Origin of the sequence: Streptomyces alboflavus (assembly GCF_000716675.1) — a bacterium.
Classification (GTDB): Bacteria; Actinomycetota; Actinomycetes; order Streptomycetales; family Streptomycetaceae; genus Streptomyces; species Streptomyces alboflavus.
Genome location: NZ_JNXT01000053.1, coordinates 12,046 through 38,464, shown reverse-complemented (window position 1 = coordinate 38,464; position 26,419 = coordinate 12,046). Strand labels below are relative to the sequence as shown.

The window sequence follows — 26,419 nt, the reverse complement described above, 5'->3', positions numbered from 1 at the left end:
TGCCGGACCCGCGGGCCGCCGCCACTCCGCTTTGCTCCTCCTTTCCGCTATTTGCCGCACCTTTGCACAACGCACCTTTGTACGCAGTGGCTTTGCGCGACGCTGCGCTGTGCACCGCGCTGATGAGTGACGTGACTTTGCGCGCTGCGTGTTTGCGCAACGCGGCTCCGTCCGAACGGCCCCCGCCTTCGTGATCGCCCCCACCTGCCCGGCACTTCCATGTTCGCCCCCTCCCCGCCAGCGCCTCCTCGTCCTTTCGGCTACCCCGATCCATCCACCTGACCGATGGCGCGCGCCGGGTCACGGCGGACAAGCTGGACGGATGTTCACGGCACGTATTCCCAGGTGGTGGCTCAGGGCGGCGGGGGCCGTCGGCGTGGTCGCGCTGACGGCGGCCCTCCTCGCGGGCGCGTCCGCAGGGCGTGGGCAGACCCGTCCCGGGCCGGGCGACGGCGGCGCCGATCCCCGGCTCGACGCGGTTGCCCTGGTGATCGCCGTCGTCGTGTCGACGGCCGTCCTCCTGCTCCTTCGCCGCCCCGTCACGGACGAGGCCACGGACGACCGCGAGGTCGCCCGCTGATGCTGCACACGCTGTACCTGGTCGGCATCGCCGCCTTCGCCGCCAGCGGTGTGCTCGCCGCGCACCGCGCCCGGATGGATCCGTTCGGCGGCCTCGTGCTCGCCTTCGTCGCCTCCATCTCCGGCGGCACCCTGCGCGATCTCATCCTGGACCGGCACCCGCTGTACTGGACGCACGACTGGGTCCTGCTCACGGTCGTCGCCTGCACGGGCGTGGCCACCATGCTGTTCCTGCGCCACCGGGAGCTGCCCCAGCGCACGCTCATGGTGGTGGACGCCGTCGGCCTGGCCGTGGTGACCGTCATGGGCGCGCAGGCCGCCATCGACGCGGGCGTCACACCGATCGCGGTCGTCCTCCTCGCCGTCCTCACGGGGGTGACCGGCGAGGTCCTGCGCGACGTGCTGTGCGGCCAGTTCCCGCCGCTGCTGCTGCGCGAGGAGGTGTACGCGACCGCCGCGCTCGCGGGCGCCCTGTGCTACCTCGGCCTGCACCACGCGGGCGCGTCCCCGACCGCGACCACGGTCACCTCGGCCGGCCTCGTGCTCGCCCTGCGCCTCGCCGCGATCACGAAGTCCCTGCACCTGCCGCCGCTCTCGCGCGCACAGAGCACGGACACCGACCGGATACCGGACCAGGATGACCCGGACCAGGCCCCGGCCCCGGATCAGGACCCGGCCCCGGCCCCCGCGCGAAATCCCGTTGCCCCGCCGGAACCGCCCTGCTGAAGTGACCGCATGGATCACACAGCGGTGCTCGCGGCGTACGACCGGCAGATTCGGCAGAACCTGGACCCCGACGGCCCCGGTGTGGTGGTCGAGCGGGCGGACGGCGTCGTACGCCGGGTGGGCGGCGCCCACGACTGGAACGGCGTCCTGTGGTCGGACCTGGACGAGAGCACCGCGGACGCGGCCATCGCCGCGCAGGTGCGCCACTTCACCTCGCGCGGCCTGGAGTTCGAGTGGAAGGCGTACTCCCACGACCTCCCCGCCGACCTGCCCGAGCGGCTCCTCGCGGCCGGGTTCACGCCCGAGGACCCCGAGACGCTGATGGTCGCCGCCGTGGACGAACTGCCACTGGACGCCGGCCCGCCCGAGGGCGTCCGGCTGGTGCCGGTGACGGACGCGGCCGGTGTGCGGCTGATGGTCGACGTGCACGAGCGAGCCTTCGGCACGGACGGCACCGCCCTCGGCAAGCAGCTGCTCGACCAGTTCACGACTGCACCGGACACCATCGCCGCGGTCGTCGCCCTCGCCGGTGACGTCCCGGTCAGCTCGGCCCGCCTGGAGTTCTGCCCCGGCACGGACTTCGCGGGCCTGTGGGGCGGCGGCACCGTCACCGAGTGGCGCGGCCGGGGCATCTACCGCGCCCTGATCGCCCACCGCGCCCGCATCGCCGCGGACCACGGCGTGCGCCACCTCCAGGTCGACGCGTCCAGCCAGAGCCGCCCGATCCTGCGCCGCCTCGGCTTCGCGGAGCTGGGCACGACGACGCCGTACATCCACAAGCCGTGAGGCGGGCCGGGGCCCACCCCTGGCCCCGGCCGAGCCTCACCCGCCGTCACGTATTGGGTGGCGTCTCGTCCGGGAAGATCTTCGTGACGACCTTCCCGCTCTTCGTCAGATAGCCGTGCAGCATGCCCGGGCTGCTGTGCGGCGCGTCGAACTCGCCGTTCGGCGCGAGCGCGATCACACCGCCGTCGCCGCCGAGCTTCGGCAGCCGCTTGACGATCACTTCGTACGCCGCGGACGCGACGTCGGCGCCCTTGAACTCCACCAGGTTGGAGATCGTCGAGGTGGCGGCGCCCCGGATGAACACCTCACCGGCGCCGGTGGCGCTCGCGGCGACCGTGCTGTTCTTCGCGTACGTCCCCGAGCCGATCAGCGGTGAGTCACCGACGCGGCCGGGCAGCTTGTTGGTCATGCCGCCGGTCGAGGTGGCCGCTGCCAGGTCGCGCCGTTGGTCGACGGCGACCGCGCCGACCGTGCCCTTGGACTGCGCGTCGGCGAGGGCGGCGCGCGAGTCGGCGCCACGGTCACCGCCCTTGGAGCCCCCGCCGCGCCGCTCCGCCGCCTTGGCGGCCATCAGGGCGTCCCAGCGGGCCTGCGTCCAGTAGTAGTCCTGGGTGACGGTCTTCAGGCCGTGCCGTGCGCCGAAGTCGTCGGCGCCCTCGCCCGCGAGCAGCACGTGCGGGGACTTGTCCATGACCGTGCGGGCGCCCGCGACGGGGTTGCGCAGGCTCTTCACGCCCGCCACCGCGCCCGCCTTGAGGTCCGAGCCGCGCATGATCGACGCGTCCAGCTCATGGCCCGCGTCCGCGGTGAACACGGCGCCCTTGCCCGCGTTGAACAGCGGGTCGTCCTCCAGCTCCACCACGGCCGCCTGCACGGCGTCCACGCTGGAGCCGCCCTTGTCGAGGACCTTCTGCCCAGCCCGCAAGGCCTTGCCGAGCCCGTCCCGGTAGGCCTTCTCGCGCTCCGGGGTCGTCTTGTCACGGTCGAGCGCGGTCCCGGCCCCGCCGTGCACCGCAAGGACCACGTCCCGCGCGTCGGGCTTGCCCTTCCCCGCGGGTCGTTCCCCGTGCGCGGCGGGAACGGACCGGCCGTCCGGCTCCCGGCCGTCTCCCTGGGGGACGACCACCGCGGTCACGGTGACCGCGGCGGCGGTGGCGAGGACAGGAATCAGCCAGGTCAGGGGGCGTCTGCGCATCGGCACTCCTCGGCAGAGGGAACGCGGGCGTCCACGGTAATGGCATGGCCATGGCGCCTGCCAGGGCGCCTCCTCCGCCCCGGCCCGCACCCCTGTCACACGCCCCGCGCCCCCCTGGCTCGCCCCCGAGCCGCAGGCCCCGCCGCCCGTCAGCGGATCGGCAGCCCCGACAGCGTGCGGGCGATCACCAGGCGCTGGATCTCGCTCGTGCCCTCGAAGATCGTGTAGATCGCGGCGTCCCGGTGCATGCGCTCGACCGGGTACTCCCGCGTGAAGCCGTTGCCGCCGAGGATCTGGATCGCCTGGGCGGTGACCTTCTTCGCGGTCTCGCTCGCGAACAGCTTGGACATCGAGCCCTCGGCCGACTCGAACTTCTTGCCCGTGGTCGCCATCCAGGAGGCCCGCCACACGAGCAGCCGGGCCGCGTCGATCTGCGTCCGCATGTCGGCCAGTTGGAAGGCCACGCCCTGGTTGTCGATGATCGGGCGGCCGAACTGCGTACGCGTCTTGGCGTACTCCAGGGCCTCCTCGTACGCGGCGCGGGCCGTGCCCACCGCCATCGCGCCGACCGCCGGGCGGGACGCCTCGAACGTCGCCATGGCGGCGTTCTTCAGGCGCTCGCCCCCGCTCTTGGCACGCTCACGCGCGCGTGCCAGACGCTCGTCCAGCTTCTCCTTGCCGCCGAGCAGGCAGGAGCCGGGGACGCGCACGTCCTCCAGGACGACCTCGGCGGTGTGCGAGGCGCGGATGCCGTGCTTCTTGAACTTCTGGCCCTGGGACAGGCCCGGGGTGTCCGGCGGCACGATGAAGGAGGCGTGCCCCTTGGAGCCAAGATCGGGGTCGACCACCGCGACGACCACGTGGACGCTCGCGATGCCGCCGTTGGTCGCCCAGGTCTTGGTGCCGTTGAGGACCCACTCGTCCTTGACCTCGTCGTACACCGCGCGGGTGCGCATGGACGCCACGTCGGAGCCCGCGTCCGGCTCGGACGAGCAGAAGGCGGCCACCTTCACGTCGTTCACGTCGCCGTACATCTGCGGGATCCAGGTGCCGATCTGCTCCTCGGTGCCGTTGGCGAGAACGCCGACGGCCGCGAGGCCGGTGCCGACGATGGAGAGGGCGATGCCCGCGTCGCCCCAGAACAGCTCCTCCATCGCCATGGGTATGCCGAGGCCGGTGGGGTCGAAGAACTGCTGGGCGTAAAAGTCCAGGGAGTAGATGCCGACCTTCGCCGCCTCCTGGATCACCGGCCAGGGCGTCTCCTCGCGCTCGTCCCACTCGGCGGCCGCGGGGCGGATCACATCGGCGGCGAACCCGTGGAGCCAGTCCCGGACCTCCTTCTGCTCGTCGCTCAGCTCCATGGTGAACTCGGCCATGACCCCTCCAGGACTGCGGAACCCTGCTACGTTACTTCCGGTAACTGGAGTGTGTTACCGGCCGGTAGCCGATGTCAACTCCCGGCAGCCCGTTCGATGCGCACCCTCCCGCGAGTGTTACGTTTCGCGTGCGTCAGGCATTTCGCACGGCGCGTGCGTCACGCAATCGCACGGGCGGAGAGACACCCCATGGAGACCACGCAGCGGACCGATCAGCAGCGGTCCGCCGAGCAACGGCGGCGCGAGCTTCTGGAGGCGGCCGACCGCGTCGTGCTCCGCGACGGACCCGGCGCCTCGATGAACGCCATCGCCGCCGAGGCGGGCATCACCAAGCCCATTCTGTACCGGCACTTCGGCGACAAGGGCGGACTGTACGCGGCCCTCGCCAAGCGGCACACGGACGCCCTGCTGGCCTCGCTGCGCGCCGCCCTCGACGCCCCCGCCGAGCGCAGGGAGCGGGTGGAGGCGACGCTCGACACCTACCTCGCCGCGATCGAGGCCCGCCCGCAGGTCTACCGCTTCCTGATGCACCCCTCGGAGGCGGGCTCCACCGGCGACCAGGGCGGCTTCGACGTCGGCCTGCACTCCGCCCCGCTGCTGCGCCGCCTCGGCGAGGAGCTGGCCGAGGTCATCGAGGAGCGGGTCGACCTCGGCCCGGAGAGCGGCCGCCTGGCCCGGGTCTGGGGCCACGGCATCGTCGGCATGATGCACGCGGCCGGCGACTGGTGGCTCGGCGAACGGCCCTGCTCGCGCGCCGAGTTGGTGGGCAGCCTGGCGGACCTGCTGTGGGGCCGGCTCGCGGCGGCGGGCAACCGCATGGGCGGGCCCGGCTTCTGAAGACCCTCCGGTTCCAGGGCTTCCGGGAGGGCCCGTCAGGAGCTTCCGGGACGGCGGTGACCGCGGTTCAGGCCGTGGTCGCCGCGGCTCCCGCGCGGTTCGCCCAGGGAGCCTTCGCCGCCTGGCGCAGCACCCGGCGGCGGCGCCACCCGGTGACGTGATCGGTGTACACCCCGCCCTCCAGGTGGTCGTACTCGTGCTGCAGGCAGCGCGCGAAGAATCCGGTGCCGTGCACCCGCACCGCGTCCCCGCGCATCGTGACGCCCTCGAGGACCGCGTGGTCGAAGCGCGGGGTCGCCGCCTCCAGGCCCGGCAGCGACAGACACCCTTCCGGCCCCCGAACGCTCACCCCGTCCACGTCGACCAGGCGCGGGTTCACCAGGTGCCCGAGGTGGCGCACGTCCTCGTCGTCGGGGCAGTCGTACACGAACACCCTGAGGCCCACGCCGATCTGATTCGCGGCCAGGCCGACGCCCCTGGCGGCGTACATCGTGGCGAACATGTCCTCGACGAGCGCGGCCAGTTGGGGACCGAAGTCGGTCACCTCCGCGCCGGGGGTGTGCAGCACGGGGTCGCCGAGCAGGGTCAGGGGTCGTACGCGCCCTGAGGCGCCCGGGATCGAGCCGTGTCGCATGGCGGCAAGAGTACGGTCCAGGGGAGAGCAGCAGCGTGAGCAGGTGGTGTGATTCGGGCTTGTCTGCCGATCTCGATAGGCTGGCCCGACACGATGCCGGGCAGGCGCGGCGCCGTACGCAAGGAGGATCACGAGAGATGGCAGGACACCCTGGCAGTGCAGACCCGCTGTCGCCGCGGGCCAAGCTGGCCGTGACGGCGGGCAAGGCGGCCGCGGCGGTGTCGCGCGCGGCGGGCCGCGGCAGCGGATCGGTGATCGGCGGCAAGGTGGCCCTCCGGCTCGACCCGGAGCTCCTCGGCCGGCTGGCCACGCACCTGGACGTGGTGCTGGTCTCGGCCACGAACGGCAAGACCACCACGACGCGGCTGATCGCCGAGGCCCTGCGCGCCAGCGGCCCGGTCGTCTCCAACGCCCTCGGCGCCAACATGCCTGCCGGAATCACCTCCGCGCTCGCGGGCGGCTCCGACGCGCGGTTCGGCGTCATCGAGGTCGACGAGAAGTATCTGGCGGGCGTCGCCCGTGACGTCGACCCCAAGGCGATCGCGCTCCTGAACCTCTCCCGTGACCAGCTCGACCGCGCCGGTGAGACCCGCATGCTCGCCGAGAAGTGGCGCGAGGGCCTGGCCGGTTCCAAGGCCGTCGTCATCGCCAACGCCGACGACCCGCTGGTCGTCTGGGCCGCCTCCTCCTCGCCGAACGTCGTGTGGGTGGCCGCGGGCCAGGAGTGGAAGGACGACGCCTGGTCCTGCCCGGCGTGCGGCGGCGTCATGCAGCGCCCCGGCGACGACTGGTTCTGCGGCGAGTGCGGCTTCCGCCGTCCCGCCCCGAGCTGGGCGCTCTCCGGTGACTACGTCCTCGACCCGCACGGCTCCGCCTGGCCCATCCACCTCCAGCTCCCCGGCCGCGCGAACAAGGCCAACGCCGCCTCGTCGGCCGCCGTCGCCGCCGTCTTCGGCGTGCCCCCGCAGGTCGCCCTGGAGCGGATGTACCAGGTGCAGGCCGTCGCGGGCCGCTATGACGTGGTCCAGTTCCAGGGCCGTGACCTGCGGCTGCTTCTCGCCAAGAACCCGGCGGGCTGGCTCGAAACGTTTTCGCTGATCGACCCGGCGCCGGCCCCCGTGGTCCTGTCGGTGAACGCCCGCGGCGCCGACGGCACGGACACCTCCTGGCTGTGGGACGTCGACTACACCCGCCTCGCCGGACGCCCGATCTTCGTGCTCGGCGACCGCAAGCTGGACCTCGCCGTCCGGCTCGAGGTCGCGGGCCTGGACTTCCGGGTCTGCGAGACGCTCGACGAGGCCGTGCAGCTCGCGCCGCCCGGACGCATCGAGACGATCGCGAACTACACCGCGTTCCAGGACCTGCGCCGCCGCGTGGGCAACTGAGCCGCCGGACTCCCCAGCACTTCGAGAGCTTCGTAGGGACCAATGAGCATGAGCGACAACAGCCTGCGTCTGGTGTGGGTCTACCCGGACCTGCTGAGCACGTACGGAGACCAGGGCAACGCCCTCGTCGTCGAGCGCCGCGCCCGCCAGCGCGGCCTCCAGGTCGAGCGGTACGACGTCCGCAGCGACCAGCCGGTGCCGACCTCCGGCGACATCTACCTGATCGGCGGCGGCGAGGACCGCCCGCAGCGCCTGGCCTCCGAGCGGCTGCGCCGCGACGGCGGCCTGCAGCGGGCCGTCGGCAACGGCGCCATCGTCTTCTCGGTGTGCGCGGGCTACCAGATCCTCGGCAACGAGTTCATCAACGACCTCGGCCAGCGCGAGCCCGGCCTCGGCCTGCTCGACGTGGTCTCCACCCGCGGCGAGGGCGAGCGCTGCGTCGGCGACGTCCTCGGCGACATCGACCCGCAGCTGGGCCTGCCCGAGCTGACCGGCTTCGAGAACCACCAGGGCATCACGCACATCGGCCCGGGCTCGCGCCCCTTCGCCCGCGTCCGCCTCGGCAAGGGCAACGGCACCGGGGACGGCACGGAGGGCGCGTACAACGGCACCGTCTTCGGCACGTACATGCACGGGCCCGTGCTCGCCCGCAACCCCCTCATCGCGGACCTGCTCCTCAAGCTGGCCCTCGACGTGAACGCGCTCCCGCCGACGGACGACCGCTGGTACGAGGCTCTGCGCGGGGAGCGGATCGCCGCCGCCCAGCAGCCTGCCTAGTACCCGGGGGAGTCAGCCCGTCCGGCGCTTGAGGACGAGCGCGCAGCGCGATCGGCGGGAGCCGGGGCACGTCCAGCACTCGGACGGGTAAGGGAAGCCGCCGCCCGCCCCCGGTAGGGTGACTGCGTTCCAGCCGGACGACGGGGTCCGGTCACCGACCCACGTAGCAAAGGTATTCCGTGCTATGCGCATTGGTGTCCTGACCTCCGGCGGCGACTGCCCCGGTCTGAACGCCGTCATCCGGTCCGTCGTCCACCGCGCCGTCGTCGACCACGGCGACGAGGTCATCGGCTTCCACGACGGCTGGCGGGGCCTGCTCGAATGCGACTACCGCAAGCTGGACCTGGACGCGGTCGGCGGCATCCTGGCCCGCGGCGGCACGATCCTCGGCTCGTCCCGGGTGCAGCCCGCCCATCTGCGTGACGGCGTCGAGCGCGCCAAGGGCCACCTCGTCGACCTCGGCCTCGACGCGGTCATCCCGATCGGCGGCGAGGGCACGCTGAAAGCGGCCCGGCTGCTCTCCGACGCGGGGCTGCCCATCGTCGGCGTGCCGAAGACCATCGACAACGACATCGCCGTCACCGACGTGACGTTCGGCTTCGACACGGCCGTCGGCGTCGCCACCGAGGCCCTGGACCGCCTGAAGACCACCGCCGAGTCGCACCAGCGCGTCCTGATCGTCGAGGTCATGGGCCGGCACACCGGCTGGATCGCGCTGCACTCCGGGATGGCGGCCGGCGCGCACGCCGTCGTCGTCCCCGAGCGGCCCTTCGACATCGAGGAGTTGGCGAGGAAGGTCGGCGAGCGGTTCGAGGCGGGCAAGAAGTTCGCGATCGTCGTGGCCGCCGAGGGCGCCAAGCCCCGCGAGGGCAGCATGGAGTTCGACGAGGGCGGCAAGGACGTCTACGGCCACGAGCGGTTCGCGGGCATCGCCCGGCAGCTCTCCCTCGAACTGGAGCAGCGCCTCGGCAAGGAGGCCCGCCCGGTGATCCTCGGCCATGTGCAGCGCGGCGGCACCCCCACGGCGTACGACCGCGTGCTCGCCACCCGCTTCGGCTGGCACGCCGTGGAGGCCGTGCACCGCGGCGAGTTCGGCCGGATGACGGCGCTGCGGGGCACGGACATCGTGACGGTGCCGCTCGCCGAGGCCGTCGAGACGCTGAAGACCGTGCCGCAGGAGCGGTACGAGGAAGCGGAGTGCGTGCTCTAGGCCGGTGGTCCGCGTTTCACCTACTCGCCCCCGGTCGCAAGCGCGGCCGGGGGCGGTTCTACTCTGGTGCGGACACACAGCGCACAATCTGCACGAAACAGGAGCCAGCGGATGGATCACAGCGGGCACGGCATGCATGGCATGAACATGGATCTGCCGCCGTTCACGCTGGGGCGAGGCCTGGAACCCTCGGCCGACCCCTTCTTCCTCATCGGCTGCCTGGTGGCCCTCGCCCTGTACGGGTGGGGCGTCGTCCGCCTGGTGCGGCGCGGTGACAAGTGGCCGGTGGGCCGCACGGTCTCGTTCGTCGTCGGCGTCCTGACCATCCTGCTCGTGATGTGCACGAAGCTGAACGACTACGGCATGGTCCTGTTCAGCGTGCACATGGTGCAGCACATGATCATCAGCATGCTCTCGCCGATCCTGCTGCTCATGGGCGCGCCGATCACGCTGGCGCTCCGGGCGCTGCCGGTCGCGGGCCGCGGCCGCAAGGGCCCGCGCGAGCTGCTGCTCGCCCTGCTGCACAGCCGGTACGTACGGATCATCACGCACCCCGCGTTCACGATCCCGCTGTTCATCGCGAGCCTTTACGCGCTGTACTTCACCCCGCTCTTCGACACCCTGATGGGCTCCAAGGCCGGGCACATCGGCATGATGGTGCACTTCCTCGCCGTCGGCCTGGTGTTCTTCTGGCCGATCATGGGCGTGGACCCGGGCCCGCACCGCCCGGGCTATCTGATGCGGATGCTGGAGCTCTTCGCTGGCATGCCGTTCCACGCGTTCTTCGGCATCGCCCTGATGATGGCGTCCGAGCCCATGATCGACACGTACAAGAACCCCCCGGCCTCCCTCGGCGTCGAGGCGCTCGCCGACCAGAACGCCGCGGGCGGCATCGCCTGGGCCTTCAGCGAGATCCCCTCGGTGCTCGTGCTGCTCGCCCTTCTCTTCCAGTGGTACCGCTCCGACCAGCGCGAAGGCCGCCGCAAGGACCGCGCCGCCGACCGCGACGGGGACAAGGAGCTGGAGGAGTACAACGCCTATCTGGCGTCACTGGCGGCACGCGGACGCTAGCGCCCTGGTGGCATCGCGGGTGAGGATGGACTCAGGCCACGGTTCGGCGCCCGGGTGACCGGACGCCCGACCTGCGTTTGAGGAGGCAGGGCGATGCCTGGTTCTACGAAGACGATGGGCGCGTTCACCATCGGGGGGCTCGTGATGGTGACCGCGTACACGGTGGCGCTCGGGAGCAACGGCTGGCTGTGGTTCGGCTGGGTCGTGCTCGGGCTGCTCACGGTGGCGATGGTGTTCTCGCGGCCCACGTGAGCGGTGGGGCGTCGGCGAGGCGGACCGCGTCCCGGGGAGGGGCCGCTCAGAAGCTGAACACGTGCCCCGTCGACGCCGCCATCTCGCACGCGTTGCCGTACGTCCTGTGCCAGTCGACCGGCCGCCCCTGGAAGGTGCCGGTCGCGCCGACGGTGACCGGGGCGTACTCCTTGGTGCAGATCCGGTCCTCCTGCGGCAGCCTGTCGAAGTCGCCCCCCGCCCGGTCCAGCTCCGCGCAGGCCTCCCGGGCGAAGGGGTGGTGCCCCGACGGCTCGGGCACGCAGCTCAGCAGCACCCCGCGGATCCAGGTGTCCGCGTCACCCGACACGGTCAGGAAAATCTCGTGCTTGCCGGGCGGAGCCTCGGCGGACACGGCCGCCGACGGCACGGCCCCCGCGGCGGCCGCGGCACACGCGAGCAGGGCGGCCGAGGTGACGGTGAGCGAGCGCATGGGACCTCCGGGAGGCAACGACGGACACCGGTCACGGACGGTGCCGTCAGGGACGTCGGGCACCGGCCAGGGCACCCCGCGGCGCCCCGCCCGGCAAGCCGCCGCGCCGGTCACTCCCCCAGACGGGTCGGCCGCGTCGCCCGTACGGATTCACGCCAGGAACCACGCGCCCACGATCCACAAGACCCGAACGGGCTCTCGCGCATGCGCCGCCGATTGACTACTGTGCGTCGGCACCACCCCCGGGGGAAGGCGGCGCCCGCATGTTCTACCTAGTGCTCAAGTACGTGCTCCTCGGGCCACTGCTCCGGCTGATGTTCCGCCCCAGAATCGAAGGTCTGGAGCACATTCCGGAGCACGGCGCGGCCATCGTCGCCGGGAACCACCTGTCGTTCTCCGACCACTTCCTGATGCCCGCGATCATCAAGCGGCGCATCACGTTCCTGGCGAAGGCCGAGTACTTCACCGGGCCTGGCATCAAGGGGCGGCTCACCGCCGCGTTCTTCCGCAGCGCCGGCCAGATCCCGGTGGACCGCTCCGGCAAGGAGGCCGGGCAGGCCGCGATCCGCGAGGGCCTCGGCGTGCTGCGCAAGGGCGAGCTGCTCGGCATCTACCCGGAGGGCACCCGCTCGCACGACGGCCGCCTGTACAAGGGCAAGGTCGGCGTCGCCGCGATGGCGCTCAAGGCGCAGGTCCCGGTGATTCCCTGCGCGATGATCGGCACGTTCGAGGCGCAGCCGCCGGGCAAGGTAGTCCCGCGCTTCCGGCGCGTCACGATCCGCTTCGGCGAACCCCTCGAATTCTCCCGCTACGCGGGCATGGACGGCGAGAAGGCGGTCCTGCGCGCGGTCACGGACGAGCTGATGTACGCGATCCTCGGCCTGTCCGGGCAGGAGTACGTGGACAAGTACGCGGCGGTCGTGAAGGCGGAGGAGGCCGAGGCGCGGGCGGTGGCGGGGCGGAAGTTCCCGAGGATGCCGCTGAGTTGAGGATGTTGCTGCGTTGAAGTGCGGCGCCGCAGGCCCGGACCGTGGCGGGTTGCCCCGCGTCTGCCGACCGCAGAAACCGCGCGGCCGCCACCCGGCCCGGCGTACCGTCCGCTCATGAGTCGAGCAGTGGTGATCGGAGCGACGGGGCAGATCGGGCGGGCGGCGGTCCGGGCGCTGGCCGAGGACGGCTGGGCGGTGACCGCGGCGTCGCTGGGCGGCGGGCGCGACAGCTCCTGGCCCGGGGACGTGCGCGCGGCGCGCCTCGACCGCGCGGACGACGTGGCGTTCGCGGAGCTGGTCGGCGAGGGCTGCGACGTCCTCGTCGACATCGTGGCGCACGGGGCGGAGCACGCCCGGCAGCTCGGGGCCCTGGCCGGCCGGATCGGCTCGGCGGTGGTGATCTCCAGCGGCGCGGTGTACGAGGACGAGCAGGGCCGCAGCTTCGACACCCAGGACGAGCCGGACGGCTTCCCCCGCTACCCGGTGCCGATCCCCGAGAGCCACCGGACCGTGGCGGCAGGACCCACGACGTACGGCACCCGGAAGATCCAGCTGGAGCGGAACCTGCTGGCGCTCGGCACCCTGCTGCCGACGACGCTCCTGCGCGCGGGCGCGATCCACGGCCCGCACTGCCGGGCACCCCGCGAGCTGTACTTCGTGAAGCGCGTCCTCGACGGCCGCCGCACCCGGGTCCTGAGCGAGGGCGGCACGAGCCGCTTCCACCCCGTGAACGTGCACAACCTCGCGGAGCTGATACGGCTCGCGGCCCGCCAACCCGGCGCGCGGGTCCTGAACGCGGGCGACCCGGACGCCCCCAGCGTCGCCGAGATCGGCGCGGCCGTCGACGCCGTGCTCGGCTTCGAGAGCGAGACGGTCCTCATCGAGGGCGAGGCCCCGGGCAAGGGCGTCGGCCTCACGCCCTGGACGGCCCGGCATCCCGTCGTGTACGACATGTCGGCCGCCGAACGGGACTTGGCGTACAAAGCGGTCACGACGTACGCCGACTCGCTGCCGGAGACGGTGAGTTGGCTGGTCGACCGGCTCTCCGGCAGGGACTGGCGCGAGGCGTTCCCGGTCCTGGCGCGCGCCTATGATCCAGTGATCGATCTCTTCGACTACCGGGCGGAGGACGCCTGGCTGGCTCAGCGGGAGGCCTGAGGTGACCGAGCACGCCCAGTACACGAAGCTCATCGGACTGCTGGAGGAGCGTGGCGCGCACTACCGCGTCATCGAACACGCGGCGGAGGGCGCGACGGAGGCGGTGAGCGCGCTGCGCGGCCATGAACTCGCGCAGGCCGCGAAGTGCATCGTGGTGATGGTGAAACTGGACAAGAAGAGAAAGCGCTACGTCCTCGCGGTCGTCCCCGGCGACCGGCGCGTGGACCTGAACGCGCTCAAGGCCCTGCTCGGCGGGGTGTACGCGGGCTTCGCCACGCAGGAGGTGGCGGAGCGGCTCTCGGGGAGCGTGAGCGGCACGATCCTGCCGTTCTCCTTCGACCCGGAGCTGGAACTCGTCGTGGACCCGGACCTGCTGGCGCACGAGGAGCTGTTCTTCAACGCGGCCCGTCTGGACCGCTCGCTGGCGCTGCGGACGGCGGACTACCGGGAGATCGCCCAGCCGAGGCTGGAGACGATCTCCCAGTAGCACCACTACTGCTGACTGCTCACTGCTACGGCTTGGGCGTGGCGTGCGGGGTGCACGTCACGTCACGGCTGTCGAGCTTGCCGTTGAGCAGGTAGTTGTCGACGCGCTGGTTGAGGCAGGGGTTCTCGAGGTTGGTGATGCCGTGCGAACCGGCGTCCTTCTCCGTGATCAGACGGGAGCCCTTGAGCCGCTTGTGCAGCTCGACCCCGCCCGGGTACGGCGTGGCGGCGTCGCGGGTGGCCTGGGCGATCAGCGTGGGCGGCAGGCCCTTGCCGGTCTTCACCTCGACGGGCTTGTGCTGCTTGCTGGGCCAGGTGGCGCAGGGCAGGTTCATCCAGGCGTTGGCCCAGGTCATGAACGGGTGGTCCTTGTGGATGCGGGTGTTGTCCCGGTCCCACTTCTTCCAGCTGGTGGGCCACTTGGCGTCGGCGCACTCGACCGCGGTGTAGACGGCGTTGCTGTTCTCGGAGGACTTGTTCCCGGCCACGTCGGACAGGTCGGGGCTGGCGGCCTCGATCAGCGGCTTCGGGTCACCGGCGACGTACTTGCTCCAGTTGGTGGCGATGGAGACCCAGGTGGAGTCGTAGTACGGCGCGCTCTGGAAGTACGAGATGAGCTCGGCCGGGCCGACGACGCCGCCCAGCGGATCCTTCTTCGCGGTGGCGCGGAGCTTCGTCCACTGCGCCTGGACCTTCTCGACGGTGTCGCCGAGGTGGAAGGTGGCGTCGTACTTGGCGACCCAGGTCATCCAGTCCTTGAGGCGGATCTCGAAGGCGACGTCCTGGTCGAGGTTGGCCTCGTACCAGATCTTCTTCGTCGAGGGGTTGACGACCGAGTCGAAGACCATGCGGCGCACGTGCGTCGGGAAGAGGGTGGCGTACACGGCGCCGAGGTAGGTCCCGTAGGAGACACCCAGGAAGTTGAGCTTCTTCTCACCGAGGGCGGCGCGAATGACATCCAGGTCGCGGGCGGTGTTGGGCGTCGTCATGTGCGGCAGCATCCAGCCGCTGCGCTCCTTGCAGCCGTCCGCGTACTCGGCGGCGAGCTTGCGCTGGGCGCGCTTGTCGGCCTCGGAGTCGGGGACCGGGTCCAGCTTGGGAGCCTTGACGAACTCCTGCGGGTCGACGCAGGAGATGGGCGCGGAGTGGCCGACGCCGCGGGGCTCGAAGCCCACGAAGTCGTAGGCCTTGGCGGTCTTCTCCCACAGCTTGTTCTTGCTGGTGACACGGGCGGGGAAGCGCAGTCCTGAGGCGCCGGGGCCACCGGGGTTGTAGAGCAGCGCGCCCTGGCGCTCCTTCTTGCTCCCGGTGTTGCCGATGCGGTCGACGGCGAGCTTGATCTGCTTGCCGTTCGGCTTGGCGTAGTCCAGCGGCACGGTGACCCAGCCGCACTGGATGGGCTTGGCGAGGCCCCAGTCCTCGGGACAGTCCTTCCAGGAGATGCCCTTCTTGGCGGCGCGCCGGGCGGCGACGGCAGCGCCGACGGCCTCCCGGTCCTTGGCGGCCGCGGCCTTGGCGGGGCCCTTCTCGCCCCGGACATCAGCGCTCGCGGACGGCGCGGCAAGCGCCCCCGCTATCAACGTCGCCGCGACGAGTGTGCCCGCAGAACCGAACGTCACCGTCCGTCTGGTCCGCGTGGTCATCGGGGTACGACTCAAGTGGGGCCTCCCGCACATCGATTCGGTCGTTCGCTCGGTACGGGGATACTTGCGTCTGGGGGTCCCTGACAACAGACGTGTTGGACGTTTTTTACCAATCCGATAAACGGATTGGTTTGTACCGGTGAACGGTTCATGCACGTCACAGTGAGTCGGCACAGGGCTCCCACCAGGCGTCGGGAGCCAAACAGGGAGCCCTGGCGCTCAGATCAGCCCCGCTCGGAGACCTCCTCTTCGTCCTCCGTCTCTTCGTCCTCCGTCTCGTCGTCGCCGAAGATGTCGTCCATGGCCTCCGCTCCGTCGGAGATCACGGGCCGCAGTTGCTTGCGGTAGACCCTCTCCGTCGTCACGCTGCCGCTGTGGCCGACCAGGCGGGCGATGACTTCGATCGGGATGCCGTGGTCGGAGAGCAGGGACACGAAGCTCGTCCGGAGCTCCCGCGTGGTCCACTTTCCCGGGTTCTCGAAGCCTGCCGCGCGCAGCAGTTCGCGGAAGTTCCGCCGTACGTCCGTGGCGTCGCGCCGATTCCCGGTCTTGGTGGGGAAGACGAGTCCGTCTTCCACCCATTCCTTGTTAGCCGTCCGGAAATCGGCCTGCTGCCGGGCCTTGTGCGCCTTCATCACGAGCGCGACCTGCCGCGGCATGGCCAACGAGCGGCGGCTCCTGTGCGTCTTGGTGTCACCGTGCCGACGCACAGAGCGCCAGACGTCCACGTGCGGTTTGCCCTCCCCCGGCTCTGTGAAGTGGACGTGCGTCCAGGTGAGGGCTCGCGCCTCCTCCGGCCGGACTCCCACCAGGAGGGACAACACCACGTAGGCGTGGATCCAGGTGCCCTCCATGGCGCGCAGGACGGCTTCGCCCTGTTCGAGGGAGAGGGACTTGCTCGGCCGGCCGGGCCGTCCCTCGGGTAACTCGACCAGATCGGCCACGTTCTGCACGGCCCTCCCCCGCCTCTGCGCGTGAGCGATGGACCGCCGCAGGATCGAGCGAACCATCCGCAGGGACCGGGTCGCGAGCACCTCCGCCCGGCCTTCCAGCCACTCGTCGACGTCGTCGGCTTCGAGATCCTTCAGCTTGGCCGCGCCCAGATGCGGAATGACGTGGTTGTCCGCCAGGCTCCGGTATGTGCCGATGCTCGAGGCTTCCTTGCCCTTGAGTCCCTGGGCAAGCCAGTCGTTCACGGCCTGGGCAACCGTGTAACTGGCTGGTGCTCTGGCCCCGCGAGCGAGTTCCTTCCGCAGCTCGCGCAGCTTCTGCCGCACTTCGGTCTTGGTCTTGCCCGACACCTTCGGACGCCTGCGGCTGCCGGACGGGGTGTACCCCAGCGACACCGCGCCGATGTACCTGTTCTTGGACTTGTCCCAGTAGATCGAGTCGTCGCCGTGCCCTGCTCTGCTGCGCTTCGCAGGTGTTTCGGTCATGCGGTCGTACCCTCCATGGGCAAAGAGCAGGGCCGCACCCGTGGTGAGTGCGGCCCTGCTCAGGTCTCGGTATCAGGCGGCGGCTTCGGCCTCATGCTTGAGGAGTTCGACGTACTCGTCGATCCACTCCGGGGGCACAAGGCGGCGGCGACCGCGGCGTACTGTGCGGAGACGTCCTAGGCGAATCTCGTCGTACGCGGCGGTGCGGCCGATGCCGAGAAGTTCAGCGGCGACTTCCACGCTGTAGAGACGGCGCTGCGTCACGGCGGCAGGAGCGACCGCTTCCATGCGTCCTCCTTGTTGCTCGCTTGTCGTGTGGGGCCTTCTGGAGAATCCGCAACATCCGCCACGCCGCAACATTGCTGGTCAGCGGCGTGAATCTGTGGCGGATGCCAGTTGTGTTGCGGATAGGTGCCGCCACGCGTGGGCGCGGCGGCACCTATCGGGTCCGGTCGTTCAGCCGACGCTGCGCAGGGGGCGTGTGTCGGTTTCCACGACCATGTGGCGGCTCTCGGACGGGCTTTCCGCCACAGATTCACCCTCGTTGACCTGCGATGTTGCGGCTGTTGCGGCTGTTGCGGACTTTTCGGGGGGAGGGGGGCAGTAGCGGGCCCAGGCGTCGCTGAGGTCTTCCGCGTAGTAGCCCTTAGGGGTGCCGCTGCCGACGCGGATGCCGCGGGGGCGGATCGGGGTGTTGTCGGGGCGGACGTACTGGCTCAGGAGCTTGGACAGGCCGCGGGCGGTGAGCGGCTTGCAGTGCTGTCCGTCGTCGCTCAGGTCGGCCCAGGACGCGTCGTCGAGCCCGAGGAGGACTTCGAGGATGGCGGCGGTGGGCATGCGGTCGGCGCCGCAGAACACGTGGTCGCGCAGGTCGGTCAGCAGCCGCACGCCGAGGGAGGCTTCGTCTCCTTCCTGCGCGGCCTTGATGAGAGCCACGCAAGCGGCGCGGGCCCGCTCAGGCCAGGCACCGCCCGCCGCGTCCGCGACCGCGAGGAGCGGTTCCCACACGTCGGCGGGGCGGTCGGAGACGCCCTCGGGCATGTCGGGCCACGCGTCGGCCACCTGCGCGTGGACGGTCGCCGTCCAGTCGGCGAGCCGGTCGCGCAGGGCGTGCCCCTGCTGCTCGTGGGTGCGGCGCCGGTACGGTTCGGCCTTCTCGTTGGGGGCCTTCTTACGCATGCGGATGATGACCGAACGGGTCAGGATCGTGTCTGGCAGGGAGCCGAGCCCGGCCATGGCGACCGCGCAGAACGAGGAGAACCACTCCGTGCTCTGGTTGGATCCGTCGCCGACGCAGCGCAGGGACTTGGCACCGCGGCGGTAGCCAGAGTTGAGGAAGCCACGCACCTCTTCGTTGCCGCCAGCCTTGGGCCCGAACACGGTGTCGATCTCGTCGAAGAGCAGCGTCGGGGTACCGCCGTCGGCCTCCACGAGGCGGAACAGGGCGTTGGCGGAGGCGTTGACCGTGGTCGCGGCGCGCGGGGTGAGGGTCTCCACGATCTCCAGGGCGCGGGACTTGCCCGACCCTGGTTCCGGGGAGAGGAAGGCGAGGCGGGCGGTGCCGTCGAACGCGTCGATGAGGTGGGCGTGCGCGTCCCACAGAGCCACGGCCACGTAGGCGGCATCGGTGGGGAAGACGTTGAAGCGGCGGTGGAACGCTTCGACTTCGTCGAGCAGGGCCGCGCCGTCGATGGACGGCGCAGGCGGGGTGGTGCTGGTCATGCGGCGTTCCTCCCTTCTGAGGTGGCGCGCAGGGGGCAGAGGGCGCGGTGGGCGGTGTGGTCGTCGATCAGGGCGAGCACCTTCGTGTGGCCCACGGCGTTGCGGTCACGGCCGCACAGGCACCGTGAGGTGGCGGTGGGGATGGCGCCGCGGGGCGCGCTGATGTGCAGCCAGGCCACGGGGAAGCGGCCGTCGCCGCGCGGCGGGGCGCTCGGGGGCTGTTCGGTGGGAAGGGCTGAAAGGACGGCCTGGCGGCCGTCGTCCTTCGTGCCACCGCCCCCGTCGGGGCCCGCCGGATGCGGGCGCGTACGGCTCCGGGCAACGAGGGTGAGGGGCTTTTCAGGGCGGGGCGGCTGGTCGCTCATGCTGTCCGCCGGGGGCGGGCGGTGCGGATCGACCAGTTCAGGGCGGAGCGCAGGGTGGAGCGGCACTCGTACGCTTTGAGTCCGGCCGCCTCTCCTGCTGCCTGAAAAGCCTCTTCGACCTCGTGGCGGTCGATGTCGCCCCAGGCCACGAAGCGGCCCATGGCGCGGGCGGAGGTGAACAGCGTTGCCTCCCTGGCCCCTTGGGGTGCGGCCTGGATGGCGGCCTGCTCGCGTTCGAGCGCCACGCGGGCCAGGCGGGTGGCGTCGCGGGTCGGGGTGATGGCGGGCGGGGTGCTGGCCGTCGGGGCGGGCCGGAGTGCGGTGAGCAGCCAGGCGGGCAGTTCGGCGACCGGCGCGTTGTCGGTGACCTCGTAGGCGGCGCCGTCGATGATGCTGCCCGCGGCGAGGACGTAGCCGCCCCATGCACGGGTGTCGACGAGGTCGGCCAGGCGGCTGGCGGTGTTGGTCAGGCGGGTGCCGGGCGGGGCGGTGAAGTACAGATGGTGGCCGCCGCTGGGGGTCCGCACCGTGTAGGTGGCCGGGGTGGGCTGTCCGGCGCGCTCGCAGAGCGCCAGGAAGTGTTGCGCGCCGTCAGGCGCGTCCGAACTGCCCTTGTCCTTGGGGACGTCGAGGTCGATGACGACCAGGTGGGCGGGGCCGGTGGCGATGCCGATGTTGAACGGGCTCGCCGACCAGGCGCGTTGGATGCGCTGGTGGTCGCGGGTGGCGCGCTGCTCCCACTTGCGGTGGCCGGCCGTGCAGTCGCCGGTGCGGGGGCAGGTGCGCTCGCCGTGCAGGGCCGGGCTCTTGGCGCCGGGGCGCAGCGGGTGGACGGGCCAGCCGCGGACGGCGGCCGTGAGCGCTGCGGACAGCAGCGGAGGGGTGCCGGGGTGTGGCATTTTGGAGGTTCTCCTGTTCTGTCACAGGGACGGGGAGAGCCGGGGCGGACGCGGTTCTTTGGCGAGAGAGCGTCCGCCCCGGGCGCAGCGGGTTGTGTGCGGGCAGGGCAGACCACGGCGACCGCGGCCTGGAGCTGCGGGCCGTCGCGATCCATCTCTGAGGGTCCGGAGAATCACCGGTTTCGCTAACCGGTACTCGCCGCTATGTTTCGCCCCGCTCCACGCCCCCTGAGGGCTGCGTCAGGGAGCGAGAGGGCATCCGCGAGGCGCGCTGAGCAGGGCCTTCAAGCGGAGCAGCGAGCGAGCAAGATGGAGGCTCGGAGTGTCCGAGCCGAGCCGACCTCGCGGCCAGCAAGTTGGGGCGGAAGCTACGCTTCCGCCAAGCCTCCCCGGGGGCGGGGAGGCTTCAGGACCCGAGCGCCTGTGCATGCCCCCGCGCGTGGGCCGGAGCCCTTCAGGCGGCGGGTTCGAGGTCCTGGCCGGTGAGGGCCTCGGTGAGCATGGCGACCAGGTCGCGGGCGGCGTTCGGGGTGACCGCGTTGCCGAGCATCTGGACCTTGGTGCGTTTGTCCTTCGGGGTCAGCAGGTAGTCGGCCGGGAACTCCATGGCGGCCTGGCACTCGTGCGGCTCCAGCATCCGGAACCGCATGTCCTCCACTGTGTCCACGGTGCCGCCGGTGAGGGCGGCGTGCCGGTCGATGGTGGTCACGGTGGGCAGCGGCTCGGACGCGGGGCGGGCGGCGGAGGTGCTGTAGTACGGCAGCACCATGTCCGGGGCGGCGAGGTAGAGGTGGTTGCCGCCCGCGCACACGGTCGCGGTGGGCTCGGTGATGGCCCGGTGCGAGGAGGAGCCGCCGCGCAGCTCGACCATGTACGGGGGCACGGTGACGCCGGTCTCGTTGCGGGTGGAGCAGGTGCGCATCGGCAGCTCGACGGGGATGGGCTGCTTGCCGTCGCGTCCTTCGACGGGGATGAGGCAGGGGCGGGCGAACTGGGTGAAGCCGGCCCGGATGCGGCGCATCGTCGCCGCGGCGAGCGGGTCCAGGCCCGCGTCCGCGCGGTCTTTGATGGCGACGGCGGGAAGCTGCCAGTCGACGATTTCGGCGGCGGCCCGCACCACGGGTTCGATGACCTGGTTGCGGCACTCCACCCGGGGGCAGCGCCACTGGTACTGGTTGCGAGCCCCGTAGCGCCCCCAGGGCTTGAACGGGCTGCACAGCTTCGTCGTCTTCCAGCCCTGCAGGGCGCGCACCCGGCCGTGGACCGGGCAGATGGCGTACGGGCGAAGCCACTTGTCGAAGTCCGGAGCCTGGGTGCCGCTGAGCCAGAACACGTCGTACTTGCGGTCGCGGTTCTGTGCCGCGCCCTGGCCGTAGGCGGTGGCGTGCATGGAGTTGAGGTAGACCGCGCGGTGGTCGTAGCCCCACGCGAGCATGGTGTGCAGCCACGCGTCGTGGACGGCGCCGCGGTTGTTCTTCGGTCCCCACCAGCGGGATTCCACGACGTTCTCCACGATGATCGCCCGGTACTGGTGGGCTTCGGCGAAGCGGGGCACGTCCCACATGGTGGCGCGCGAGCGGATCGCGGACTCGTTGGTGCCGTCCGGGGCGAACAGGCCGTCGTCCCACTCCCCGTGATCGCGCTTGACGCCCTGCGCGCCGGAGTGGTTGGTGCACTCCGGGGACGCCCACAGGATGTCCGTCTTGGGGTAGCGGCGGGGTTCGACCTGGGAGATGTCGGCGCAGTCGTGGTCCGTGGTCGGGTGGTTGGCCTGGTGGGTGTCGACGGCGTGCCGGGCGTGGTTGGCGGCCATCCGCACACGGACGCCGGGCACCGTGATGGCGCCGGTGGAGGAACCACCGGCGCCGCAGAACAGATCGGTCAGGGTCAGCACGTGCCTTCTCCTGTGGCTTGAAACGAGGTTGGGGAGAGCCGGGGCGGCCGTGGTTCTTTGGCGAGAGACGGGCCGCCCCGGGCGGGGCTAGAAGGGGACGTCGGCGGTTTCCTTGGCCGGGTTGGCTGCGGTGTTCCACGGGTCGTTGGAGGGCGCGGCGGCCGGGGTGGGGCGCTTGGCGTCGACGGTGACGGTGGTGAAGCGCAGGCTCGCGCCGATGTCGTCGACCTCGACGGCCAGCATGGAGCGGTTCTCGCCCTCGGGGGTCTGCCAGTTGTGCTGGCGGATCCGGCCGAACGCGACCACCCGCGAGCCCTTGGTGAGGGACTCCGCGACGTGTTCGGCGAGGGAGCGCCAGGCGGCGCAGCGGAAGAACGTGGTGGTGCCGTCTTTCCACTGGCCGGAGTCCTTGTCGAAGGTGCGCGGGGTGGAAGCGACGGTGAACTTCACCAAGGCGGAGCCGGTGGTGGTGAACTGCACCTCCGGGTCGGCGGTCAAGTTGCCGATGACGGTGATCGGGGTCTCTCCGAACGACATGCGGTGCTCCTTGTCCTGGTCAGGCGCGGGCGCGGGGGTGCTGGGTCTGGGGTTCGAGCAGGGCGAAGTGCAGGGCCGATTCGGCGCGCTCGCCGTACACGTAGGCCGCGTCGGCGTATCCGGCCGCGACGTCGAGCGCGGCGTGCAGTTCGGCGGCTTCGTGGTCGCTGACGTGGGGCTGGTCGTCCAGGAAGTCCGCGTGCATGCCCGCGGCGTCGCACTCGGCCAGGCGGGCGCGGGCCTGCTCGAAGCCGCGATAGCCGTTCCAGCGCTGCAGCGCGGGCATCGCGGGCGGGACCGGGCACAACTCGCGCGGCAGGACGTAGTGCCCGTCCGGGGTGCGTTCGAGCTGGACGGCGGCGGGTTGCTGGCCGTCCAGGACGCGCAGGATGGCGTGCGCGGTGCCGTAGGCGTAGGCCGTGGCGGTATTGGTGTAGAGCCTGCTGAGCTGGTTGTCCGCCTGGCTGAGGGTGTCACCGATGGCGAACACAGCCGCGTCATGCGGGCGAAACGGCGGTGCCCCCGGGACCTGGCCGCCAGTGTGGACTTCTGCGTCCAGCAAGCGGATGCGGTCGGGCTCGTACAGTTCCCGCGCCAGCCGCGCGCTCTGGGCGGCACGGCGGGTCTCGCGGGCGGCGGCACCGAGCGCGTACGCGCTGTCAGTGAGCGAGTCGAACCACATCAGTGTGGCAGTCACCGGAAGTCGTCCCTTCGGCCCTCGCACACGGTGAAGGTGGGGTGCCAGGTGGCGAGCTGGTACATGTCCAGGACCTCGATGAGGAGTTCGTCGACCTCGCCGGTGGGGTCGTCGGGGTCGGTGACCAGAACGCGCGGCGGGCAGTGGTGCCGGGCGTGGATGACCAGCCGGTGTGCGGGGGCGTCGTCGGGGTCGGTGTCCGCGCGCAGCGTCCACACCTGTCCGGGCTCCGCCAGGGTGAGGGGGTCGCCGTGCAGGATGCGGTGGATGGTGAGCTGGAGGGCGACCGGTTCGGGCAGGAGATCGTGGTGGGTCAGCTCGTGCGCGCGGGCGTAGATGAACGCGCGGGCCTGGTCGGTTCCCAGGACTAAGTCCAGGGGCGTGAACGGGATGATCATGTGCGGTGCTCCTTCAGTGGTGGTCGGCGGAGTCGGGGGTGCGGATGACGGCGAAGGTGTCGCCGATCGCGTCGTAGTGGACGTGGACCGGGCCGGGCGCCTCCGCGCGGGCCTCGCTGGCGCGGTGTGCGGCCAGGAGTTCGGCGCGGGGGTCCCCGGCGGGGTAGGCGTCCAGGCGGATGGGGGTGTGTCCGGTGCAGTAGCGGCAGGCCATGGGGGTTGCCTCCCGGTGGTTCAGCCGTGGAAGTGGCTGCGTTTGATGACGGCCTTGCGGATGTTGACCGTGCTCCCGCCCTCCGCGACCGCGGGGGCCCGCAGGACGAGGAGGAAGAGGAGGACGAGCCACAGTCCGGCGCCGGAGGTGAATCCGACGGCGGCGCTGATGGCCTGGCCGGTGCCGTAGCCGACGCCGGCGGACAGCGCGCCCCCGCCGATGCCGCCGCCGATGAGGCGCTGCGCGACCGGGTCGAGCAGCGGCAGCGGGGACAGGTCGCGCGGCTCGGACGCGAGGACGGGCGGCGGGGCGAGGTGCTTGGGCATGGGGACCATGCGGCCGTAGGCGTCCGGTACCCACACCACCGGCTGACGCTCGATGCCCGTCTGCGCGGGCGCCAGCGGCGCCGCGTACGGGTCAACAGCCGTGATCGGTACGGGGTGATGGACTTCGAGGGCCACGGGCCGCTCGGAGTAGGTCATGAGGTGCTCCAGCGGGTAAGGCGGCGGGCCCGCCCCCGGGTGGAAGTGCGGGCCCGCGGGCGGGGTGTGACGGGCAGGTGTGATGCCGTGTGACAGGCCGCTGTGCCGGGCGCGTCACGCCGCGCCCGCCTAGGGGTTTGGGTGTGACACGGCCGTCACATGTGACGGGCCTCAGGCGGCCGTGAGGGCCGGGACGATCCGCCACCGGCCGGTGGCTTCGGTCGCCTCCAGCCGCCCGTCCTGAGCGGTCCGCTTCAGTTGCTTGGACACCCAAGAACGCGACAGGTCGTGGCGGTCGCACCAGTCGGTGAAGTCCTTCGGACCCACGACCATGCGCCCCTCCTGCTCGAACTCGGCCAGCGCCGCGCCGAACAGGCGGCGGGCCTCCTCCGGGGACGGCTTGCGCCCGGCTTCCTGACCGAAGATCGGGGCGTCGTCACCCGGCTGGATGTCGGGCAGCTCGGCCTCCGGGTCGATATCCCGGTCCTCCTCGTCGACGTGCAGCCCGCCCTCCATGGCGTCCTCCTGGTCCTCGTCGTCCGGCCATCCCGCCAGCGTCAGCGGCGACGGCGCGTCCGGGACAGGACGGCCCGACCGCGCTGCGGCCGGGGGCTCGTCGGGGCCGGGGCGGCCGGTGTAGGCCCGCCCTGCCACGCTCACAGCGGCTTGGGCGGTGACGGGGTCGGCGATGGCACCGTGGCGATGGGCCCATGTGGCGAGGGCTTCCAGGGCCGGTGCTACGCGCTGCGTGACCCGCCAGGTGCGGCCCGGCGATGCGTAGCGCTCCTCGTCGATGCCGGGGCTGACGAGGTAGCAGTAGCCGGGCTTGCGGTTGCCCCACGCCCCGGGGTGGGCGCCCGCGTCGATGACCCGCTCGGGGAGCGTGAAGTCCTCATCACGGGCATCGCAGCCCAGCGCGATGGCCGACGGCAGCGAGGCCCGGGTGGACGTCGACATCTGGTCGTAGGACGGCCGCTGAAGCGACACGATCAGCGAGACGCCCGCGGAGCGGGCCTCCTGCGCGATGCCGGTGAACGCGTCATCGCCCAAGTACCGCAGGGTGTTCGCGGCCTCCTCCATCCATGCCACGAGGAACGGCATCCCCGGGCAGCCGCACGCCCGCCCGCCGGGCCGGCAGGAGTGCGCCGGGTCGCTCTGCTCGCGGGCGGCCTCGGGCACCCACTGGCGGTACTGGTGCTGACCGAGCCAGCGTGTGCGGGCCGGGATCGCGGCCTTGAGGGCCTCCACCATGACCTCGGTGGCGGTGCCGCCCTCCACTGCCCAGTCGATGCCAGGCAGCAAGGGCCGGAAGTCCTGGAAGGACTTCGGATCCGACAGCCACAGCAGGACATCGTGGCGAGAGAGGATCTCGGTCTGGAGATCCAGCGCCGCATCGCCCTTGCCGGAGCCGGTGCCGCCCGCGATCAGCACGTGGGTGCTGTTGCGGCCCGCCTCCGGATCGCCGGGCAGCCAGAGCTGCAGCGGGGCGCCGTCGTCGTAGCGGCCGATGACCAGCGGTTCCGCGATCGAACCACCCAGATTCGAGGGTCCATCCCACTCCATCACTTCGGCGAGCATGTCTTCGGGGACGATGACCAGTTCGCCGCGGCGTGCGGAGTCGGGGTTGGGCCGGTAGCGGACCGCGGTCGTCGGCAGGTCCAGGGCGGACGCGATGTGCGCCAGCGCCTTGGCCATGTCGTCGTTGGTCTGCGTGCCCGGATCCAGCGCCACCGGGGCGGTCACCCTGTTCGGCTCCACCTTGGCCCGGCCGATCTGCGCGCGGGCCAGCCCGATCTTCTCCATCAGGCCGCCGTCAGCGCTGCCCGCGCCGCCGCTGTCGGAGGTGCGCATGAAGATGCGCACGTTCCACGACAGCGCCAGCGCGGGCCCGCCCATCAGGTACGCATCCCCGATGGGCCCGGCCGCCGGTCCGGCCAGGCACGCCGCCGTCAGCCATGTGGAGCCGAGTGCGGTGGTGATGGCGGAGTGCAGGCGGCGCTGCCTGCTCGCGCTCTTGCCGATCACGTACGCGCCGCCGGACACGGCCACGGAGGTGAGGGTGAGGCCGACGGCGGCGGCCGGGGAGGCGGCCCATCGTTCGTGGCCGAGCACCCCGGCCAGCCCCACCCCGGCCATGCCGAGCCAGGGCGGCAGGTGCGGCTTGGCCCGGTGCAGCAGGTAGTTGCCCACCCCGCTCGCGCCCGAGCCGCCCTCGCGCAT

Annotated in this window: 29 protein-coding genes; 12 read left to right on the top strand and 17 right to left on the bottom strand. The window is 71.6% G+C overall.

Annotated elements, in window-relative coordinates:
• The first annotated feature begins 322 nt into the window (after positions 1-322).
• From OO63_RS31455 to OO63_RS31445, 3 genes are read left to right on the top strand one after another with little or no spacing between them, the layout of a single operon-like run.
• Positions 323-580, top strand: a complete 258-nt coding sequence (locus tag OO63_RS31455) for a hypothetical protein (RefSeq protein WP_157854089.1) — start codon at positions 323-325, stop codon at positions 578-580.
• The gene (locus OO63_RS31450) at positions 580-1,305 is read left to right on the top strand and encodes a trimeric intracellular cation channel family protein (protein ID WP_234311393.1); all 726 of its coding nucleotides are present in this window, start codon (positions 580-582) and stop codon (positions 1,303-1,305) included. Before OO63_RS31455 ends, OO63_RS31450 begins: the two co-directional genes overlap by 1 nt.
• 9 nt (positions 1,306-1,314) lie before the next feature.
• Complete coding sequence (locus tag OO63_RS31445) at positions 1,315-2,091, top strand: GNAT family N-acetyltransferase (protein WP_030362410.1); 777 nt, start codon at positions 1,315-1,317, stop codon at positions 2,089-2,091.
• A gap of 46 nt (positions 2,092-2,137) precedes the next feature.
• Here the strand turns inward: OO63_RS31445 and OO63_RS31440 are convergent, their stop codons facing one another.
• Together OO63_RS31440 and OO63_RS31435 are read right to left on the bottom strand one after the other, a co-directional pair.
• Positions 2,138-3,286, bottom strand: a complete 1,149-nt coding sequence (locus OO63_RS31440) for an isoaspartyl peptidase/L-asparaginase family protein (protein WP_030362409.1) — start codon at positions 3,284-3,286, stop codon at positions 2,138-2,140.
• A gap of 149 nt (positions 3,287-3,435) precedes the next feature.
• Positions 3,436-4,662, bottom strand: coding sequence for an acyl-CoA dehydrogenase family protein (locus tag OO63_RS31435; RefSeq protein WP_030362408.1), 1,227 nt, complete (start codon positions 4,660-4,662; stop codon positions 3,436-3,438).
• Between the two features lie 189 nt (positions 4,663-4,851).
• Between OO63_RS31435 and OO63_RS31430 the strand changes: the two genes are divergently transcribed.
• Positions 4,852-5,499: a TetR/AcrR family transcriptional regulator gene (locus OO63_RS31430; RefSeq protein ID WP_030362407.1), complete on the top strand. Its 648-nt coding sequence runs from the start codon at positions 4,852-4,854 to the stop codon at positions 5,497-5,499.
• Between the two features lie 67 nt (positions 5,500-5,566).
• Here the strand turns inward: OO63_RS31430 and def are convergent, their stop codons facing one another.
• Positions 5,567-6,133 carry a peptide deformylase gene (def, locus tag OO63_RS31425; protein WP_030362406.1) on the bottom strand — a complete coding sequence of 189 codons (567 nt, stop codon included), beginning with the start codon at positions 6,131-6,133 and terminating at the stop codon, positions 5,567-5,569.
• A 137-nt stretch (positions 6,134-6,270) separates the two neighbouring features.
• On the opposite strand from def, the gene OO63_RS31420 reads away from it, so the two are divergent.
• From OO63_RS31420 to OO63_RS45005, 5 genes are all read left to right on the top strand, one after another.
• Positions 6,271-7,518 (top strand): Mur ligase family protein, encoded by a 1,248-nt coding sequence (locus OO63_RS31420; RefSeq protein ID WP_030362405.1) that lies wholly within the window; start codon positions 6,271-6,273, stop codon positions 7,516-7,518.
• Positions 7,519-7,566: 48 nt separating this feature from the next.
• Positions 7,567-8,295 (top strand): type 1 glutamine amidotransferase, encoded by a 729-nt coding sequence (locus tag OO63_RS31415; RefSeq protein WP_030362404.1) that lies wholly within the window; start codon positions 7,567-7,569, stop codon positions 8,293-8,295.
• Between the two features lie 184 nt (positions 8,296-8,479).
• Positions 8,480-9,505 carry a 6-phosphofructokinase gene (locus OO63_RS31410; protein WP_030362403.1) on the top strand — a complete coding sequence of 342 codons (1,026 nt, stop codon included), beginning with the start codon at positions 8,480-8,482 and terminating at the stop codon, positions 9,503-9,505.
• Between the two features lie 111 nt (positions 9,506-9,616).
• Positions 9,617-10,576 carry a cytochrome c oxidase assembly protein gene (locus OO63_RS31405; protein WP_030362402.1) on the top strand — a complete coding sequence of 320 codons (960 nt, stop codon included), beginning with the start codon at positions 9,617-9,619 and terminating at the stop codon, positions 10,574-10,576.
• 93 nt (positions 10,577-10,669) lie between these two features.
• A complete protein-coding gene (locus OO63_RS45005) occupies positions 10,670-10,828 on the top strand; it encodes a hypothetical protein (RefSeq protein WP_033264647.1) in 159 nt (52 codons plus the stop codon).
• A 46-nt stretch (positions 10,829-10,874) separates the two neighbouring features.
• Here OO63_RS45005 and OO63_RS31395 read toward each other — a convergent pair whose 3' ends face one another.
• Positions 10,875-11,279 carry a subtilase-type protease inhibitor gene (locus OO63_RS31395; RefSeq protein WP_030362401.1) on the bottom strand — a complete coding sequence of 135 codons (405 nt, stop codon included), beginning with the start codon at positions 11,277-11,279 and terminating at the stop codon, positions 10,875-10,877.
• Between the two features lie 263 nt (positions 11,280-11,542).
• Between OO63_RS31395 and OO63_RS31390 the strand changes: the two genes are divergently transcribed.
• The 3 genes from OO63_RS31390 (at position 11,543) to OO63_RS31380 (ending at position 13,913) form a co-directional block, all read left to right on the top strand.
• Positions 11,543-12,268 carry a lysophospholipid acyltransferase family protein gene (locus tag OO63_RS31390; RefSeq protein WP_030362400.1) on the top strand — a complete coding sequence of 242 codons (726 nt, stop codon included), beginning with the start codon at positions 11,543-11,545 and terminating at the stop codon, positions 12,266-12,268.
• A 114-nt stretch (positions 12,269-12,382) separates the two neighbouring features.
• Entirely contained in the window at positions 12,383-13,426 is a 1,044-nt protein-coding gene (locus tag OO63_RS31385) for an NAD-dependent epimerase/dehydratase family protein (RefSeq protein WP_078619482.1), read from the top strand.
• A 1-nt stretch (position 13,427) separates the two neighbouring features.
• Complete coding sequence (locus OO63_RS31380; protein ID WP_030362398.1) at positions 13,428-13,913, top strand: YbaK/EbsC family protein; 486 nt, start codon at positions 13,428-13,430, stop codon at positions 13,911-13,913.
• Between the two features lie 25 nt (positions 13,914-13,938).
• On the opposite strand, the gene OO63_RS31375 is transcribed toward OO63_RS31380, so the two are convergent.
• The 13 genes from OO63_RS31375 to traB form a co-directional block, all read right to left on the bottom strand.
• The gene (locus OO63_RS31375) at positions 13,939-15,555 is read right to left on the bottom strand and encodes an alpha/beta hydrolase (RefSeq protein WP_030362397.1); all 1,617 of its coding nucleotides are present in this window, start codon (positions 15,553-15,555) and stop codon (positions 13,939-13,941) included.
• A gap of 224 nt (positions 15,556-15,779) precedes the next feature.
• The gene (locus OO63_RS31370; protein WP_030362396.1) at positions 15,780-16,991 is read right to left on the bottom strand and encodes a site-specific integrase; all 1,212 of its coding nucleotides are present in this window, start codon (positions 16,989-16,991) and stop codon (positions 15,780-15,782) included.
• A 72-nt stretch (positions 16,992-17,063) separates the two neighbouring features.
• Positions 17,064-17,279, bottom strand: coding sequence for a helix-turn-helix domain-containing protein (locus OO63_RS31365; protein WP_030362395.1), 216 nt, complete (start codon positions 17,277-17,279; stop codon positions 17,064-17,066).
• A 168-nt stretch (positions 17,280-17,447) separates the two neighbouring features.
• Complete coding sequence (locus OO63_RS31360) at positions 17,448-18,713, bottom strand: DUF3631 domain-containing protein (protein WP_030362394.1); 1,266 nt, start codon at positions 18,711-18,713, stop codon at positions 17,448-17,450.
• The gene (locus OO63_RS47080) at positions 18,710-19,078 is read right to left on the bottom strand and encodes a hypothetical protein (protein WP_234311392.1); all 369 of its coding nucleotides are present in this window, start codon (positions 19,076-19,078) and stop codon (positions 18,710-18,712) included. The genes OO63_RS31360 and OO63_RS47080 overlap by 4 nt, the downstream gene beginning before the upstream one ends.
• Positions 19,075-19,977 carry a bifunctional DNA primase/polymerase gene (locus OO63_RS31350; RefSeq protein ID WP_030362392.1) on the bottom strand — a complete coding sequence of 301 codons (903 nt, stop codon included), beginning with the start codon at positions 19,975-19,977 and terminating at the stop codon, positions 19,075-19,077. The genes OO63_RS47080 and OO63_RS31350 overlap by 4 nt, the downstream gene beginning before the upstream one ends.
• Positions 19,978-20,431: 454 nt before the next feature.
• On the bottom strand, positions 20,432-21,871 hold the full coding sequence (locus OO63_RS31345; protein WP_030362391.1) for a DNA cytosine methyltransferase: 1,440 nt from the start codon (positions 21,869-21,871) through the stop codon (positions 20,432-20,434).
• Positions 21,872-21,958: 87 nt separating this feature from the next.
• Positions 21,959-22,408 carry a single-stranded DNA-binding protein gene (gene ssb, locus OO63_RS31340; RefSeq protein ID WP_030362390.1) on the bottom strand — a complete coding sequence of 150 codons (450 nt, stop codon included), beginning with the start codon at positions 22,406-22,408 and terminating at the stop codon, positions 21,959-21,961.
• 19 nt (positions 22,409-22,427) lie between these two features.
• Positions 22,428-23,105: a hypothetical protein gene (locus tag OO63_RS31335; RefSeq protein ID WP_157854088.1), complete on the bottom strand. Its 678-nt coding sequence runs from the start codon at positions 23,103-23,105 to the stop codon at positions 22,428-22,430.
• On the bottom strand, positions 23,102-23,503 hold the full coding sequence (locus tag OO63_RS31330) for a hypothetical protein (RefSeq protein WP_030362388.1): 402 nt from the start codon (positions 23,501-23,503) through the stop codon (positions 23,102-23,104). The genes OO63_RS31335 and OO63_RS31330 overlap by 4 nt, the downstream gene beginning before the upstream one ends.
• Before the next feature lie 13 nt (positions 23,504-23,516).
• Positions 23,517-23,717 carry a hypothetical protein gene (locus tag OO63_RS31325; protein WP_030362387.1) on the bottom strand — a complete coding sequence of 67 codons (201 nt, stop codon included), beginning with the start codon at positions 23,715-23,717 and terminating at the stop codon, positions 23,517-23,519.
• Positions 23,718-23,737: 20 nt separating this feature from the next.
• Positions 23,738-24,199 carry a hypothetical protein gene (locus OO63_RS31320; RefSeq protein ID WP_030362386.1) on the bottom strand — a complete coding sequence of 154 codons (462 nt, stop codon included), beginning with the start codon at positions 24,197-24,199 and terminating at the stop codon, positions 23,738-23,740.
• Positions 24,200-24,370: 171 nt separating this feature from the next.
• Positions 24,371-26,419, bottom strand: coding sequence for a plasmid transfer protein TraB (gene traB / locus OO63_RS31315; RefSeq protein WP_051811363.1), 2,049 nt, complete (start codon positions 26,417-26,419; stop codon positions 24,371-24,373).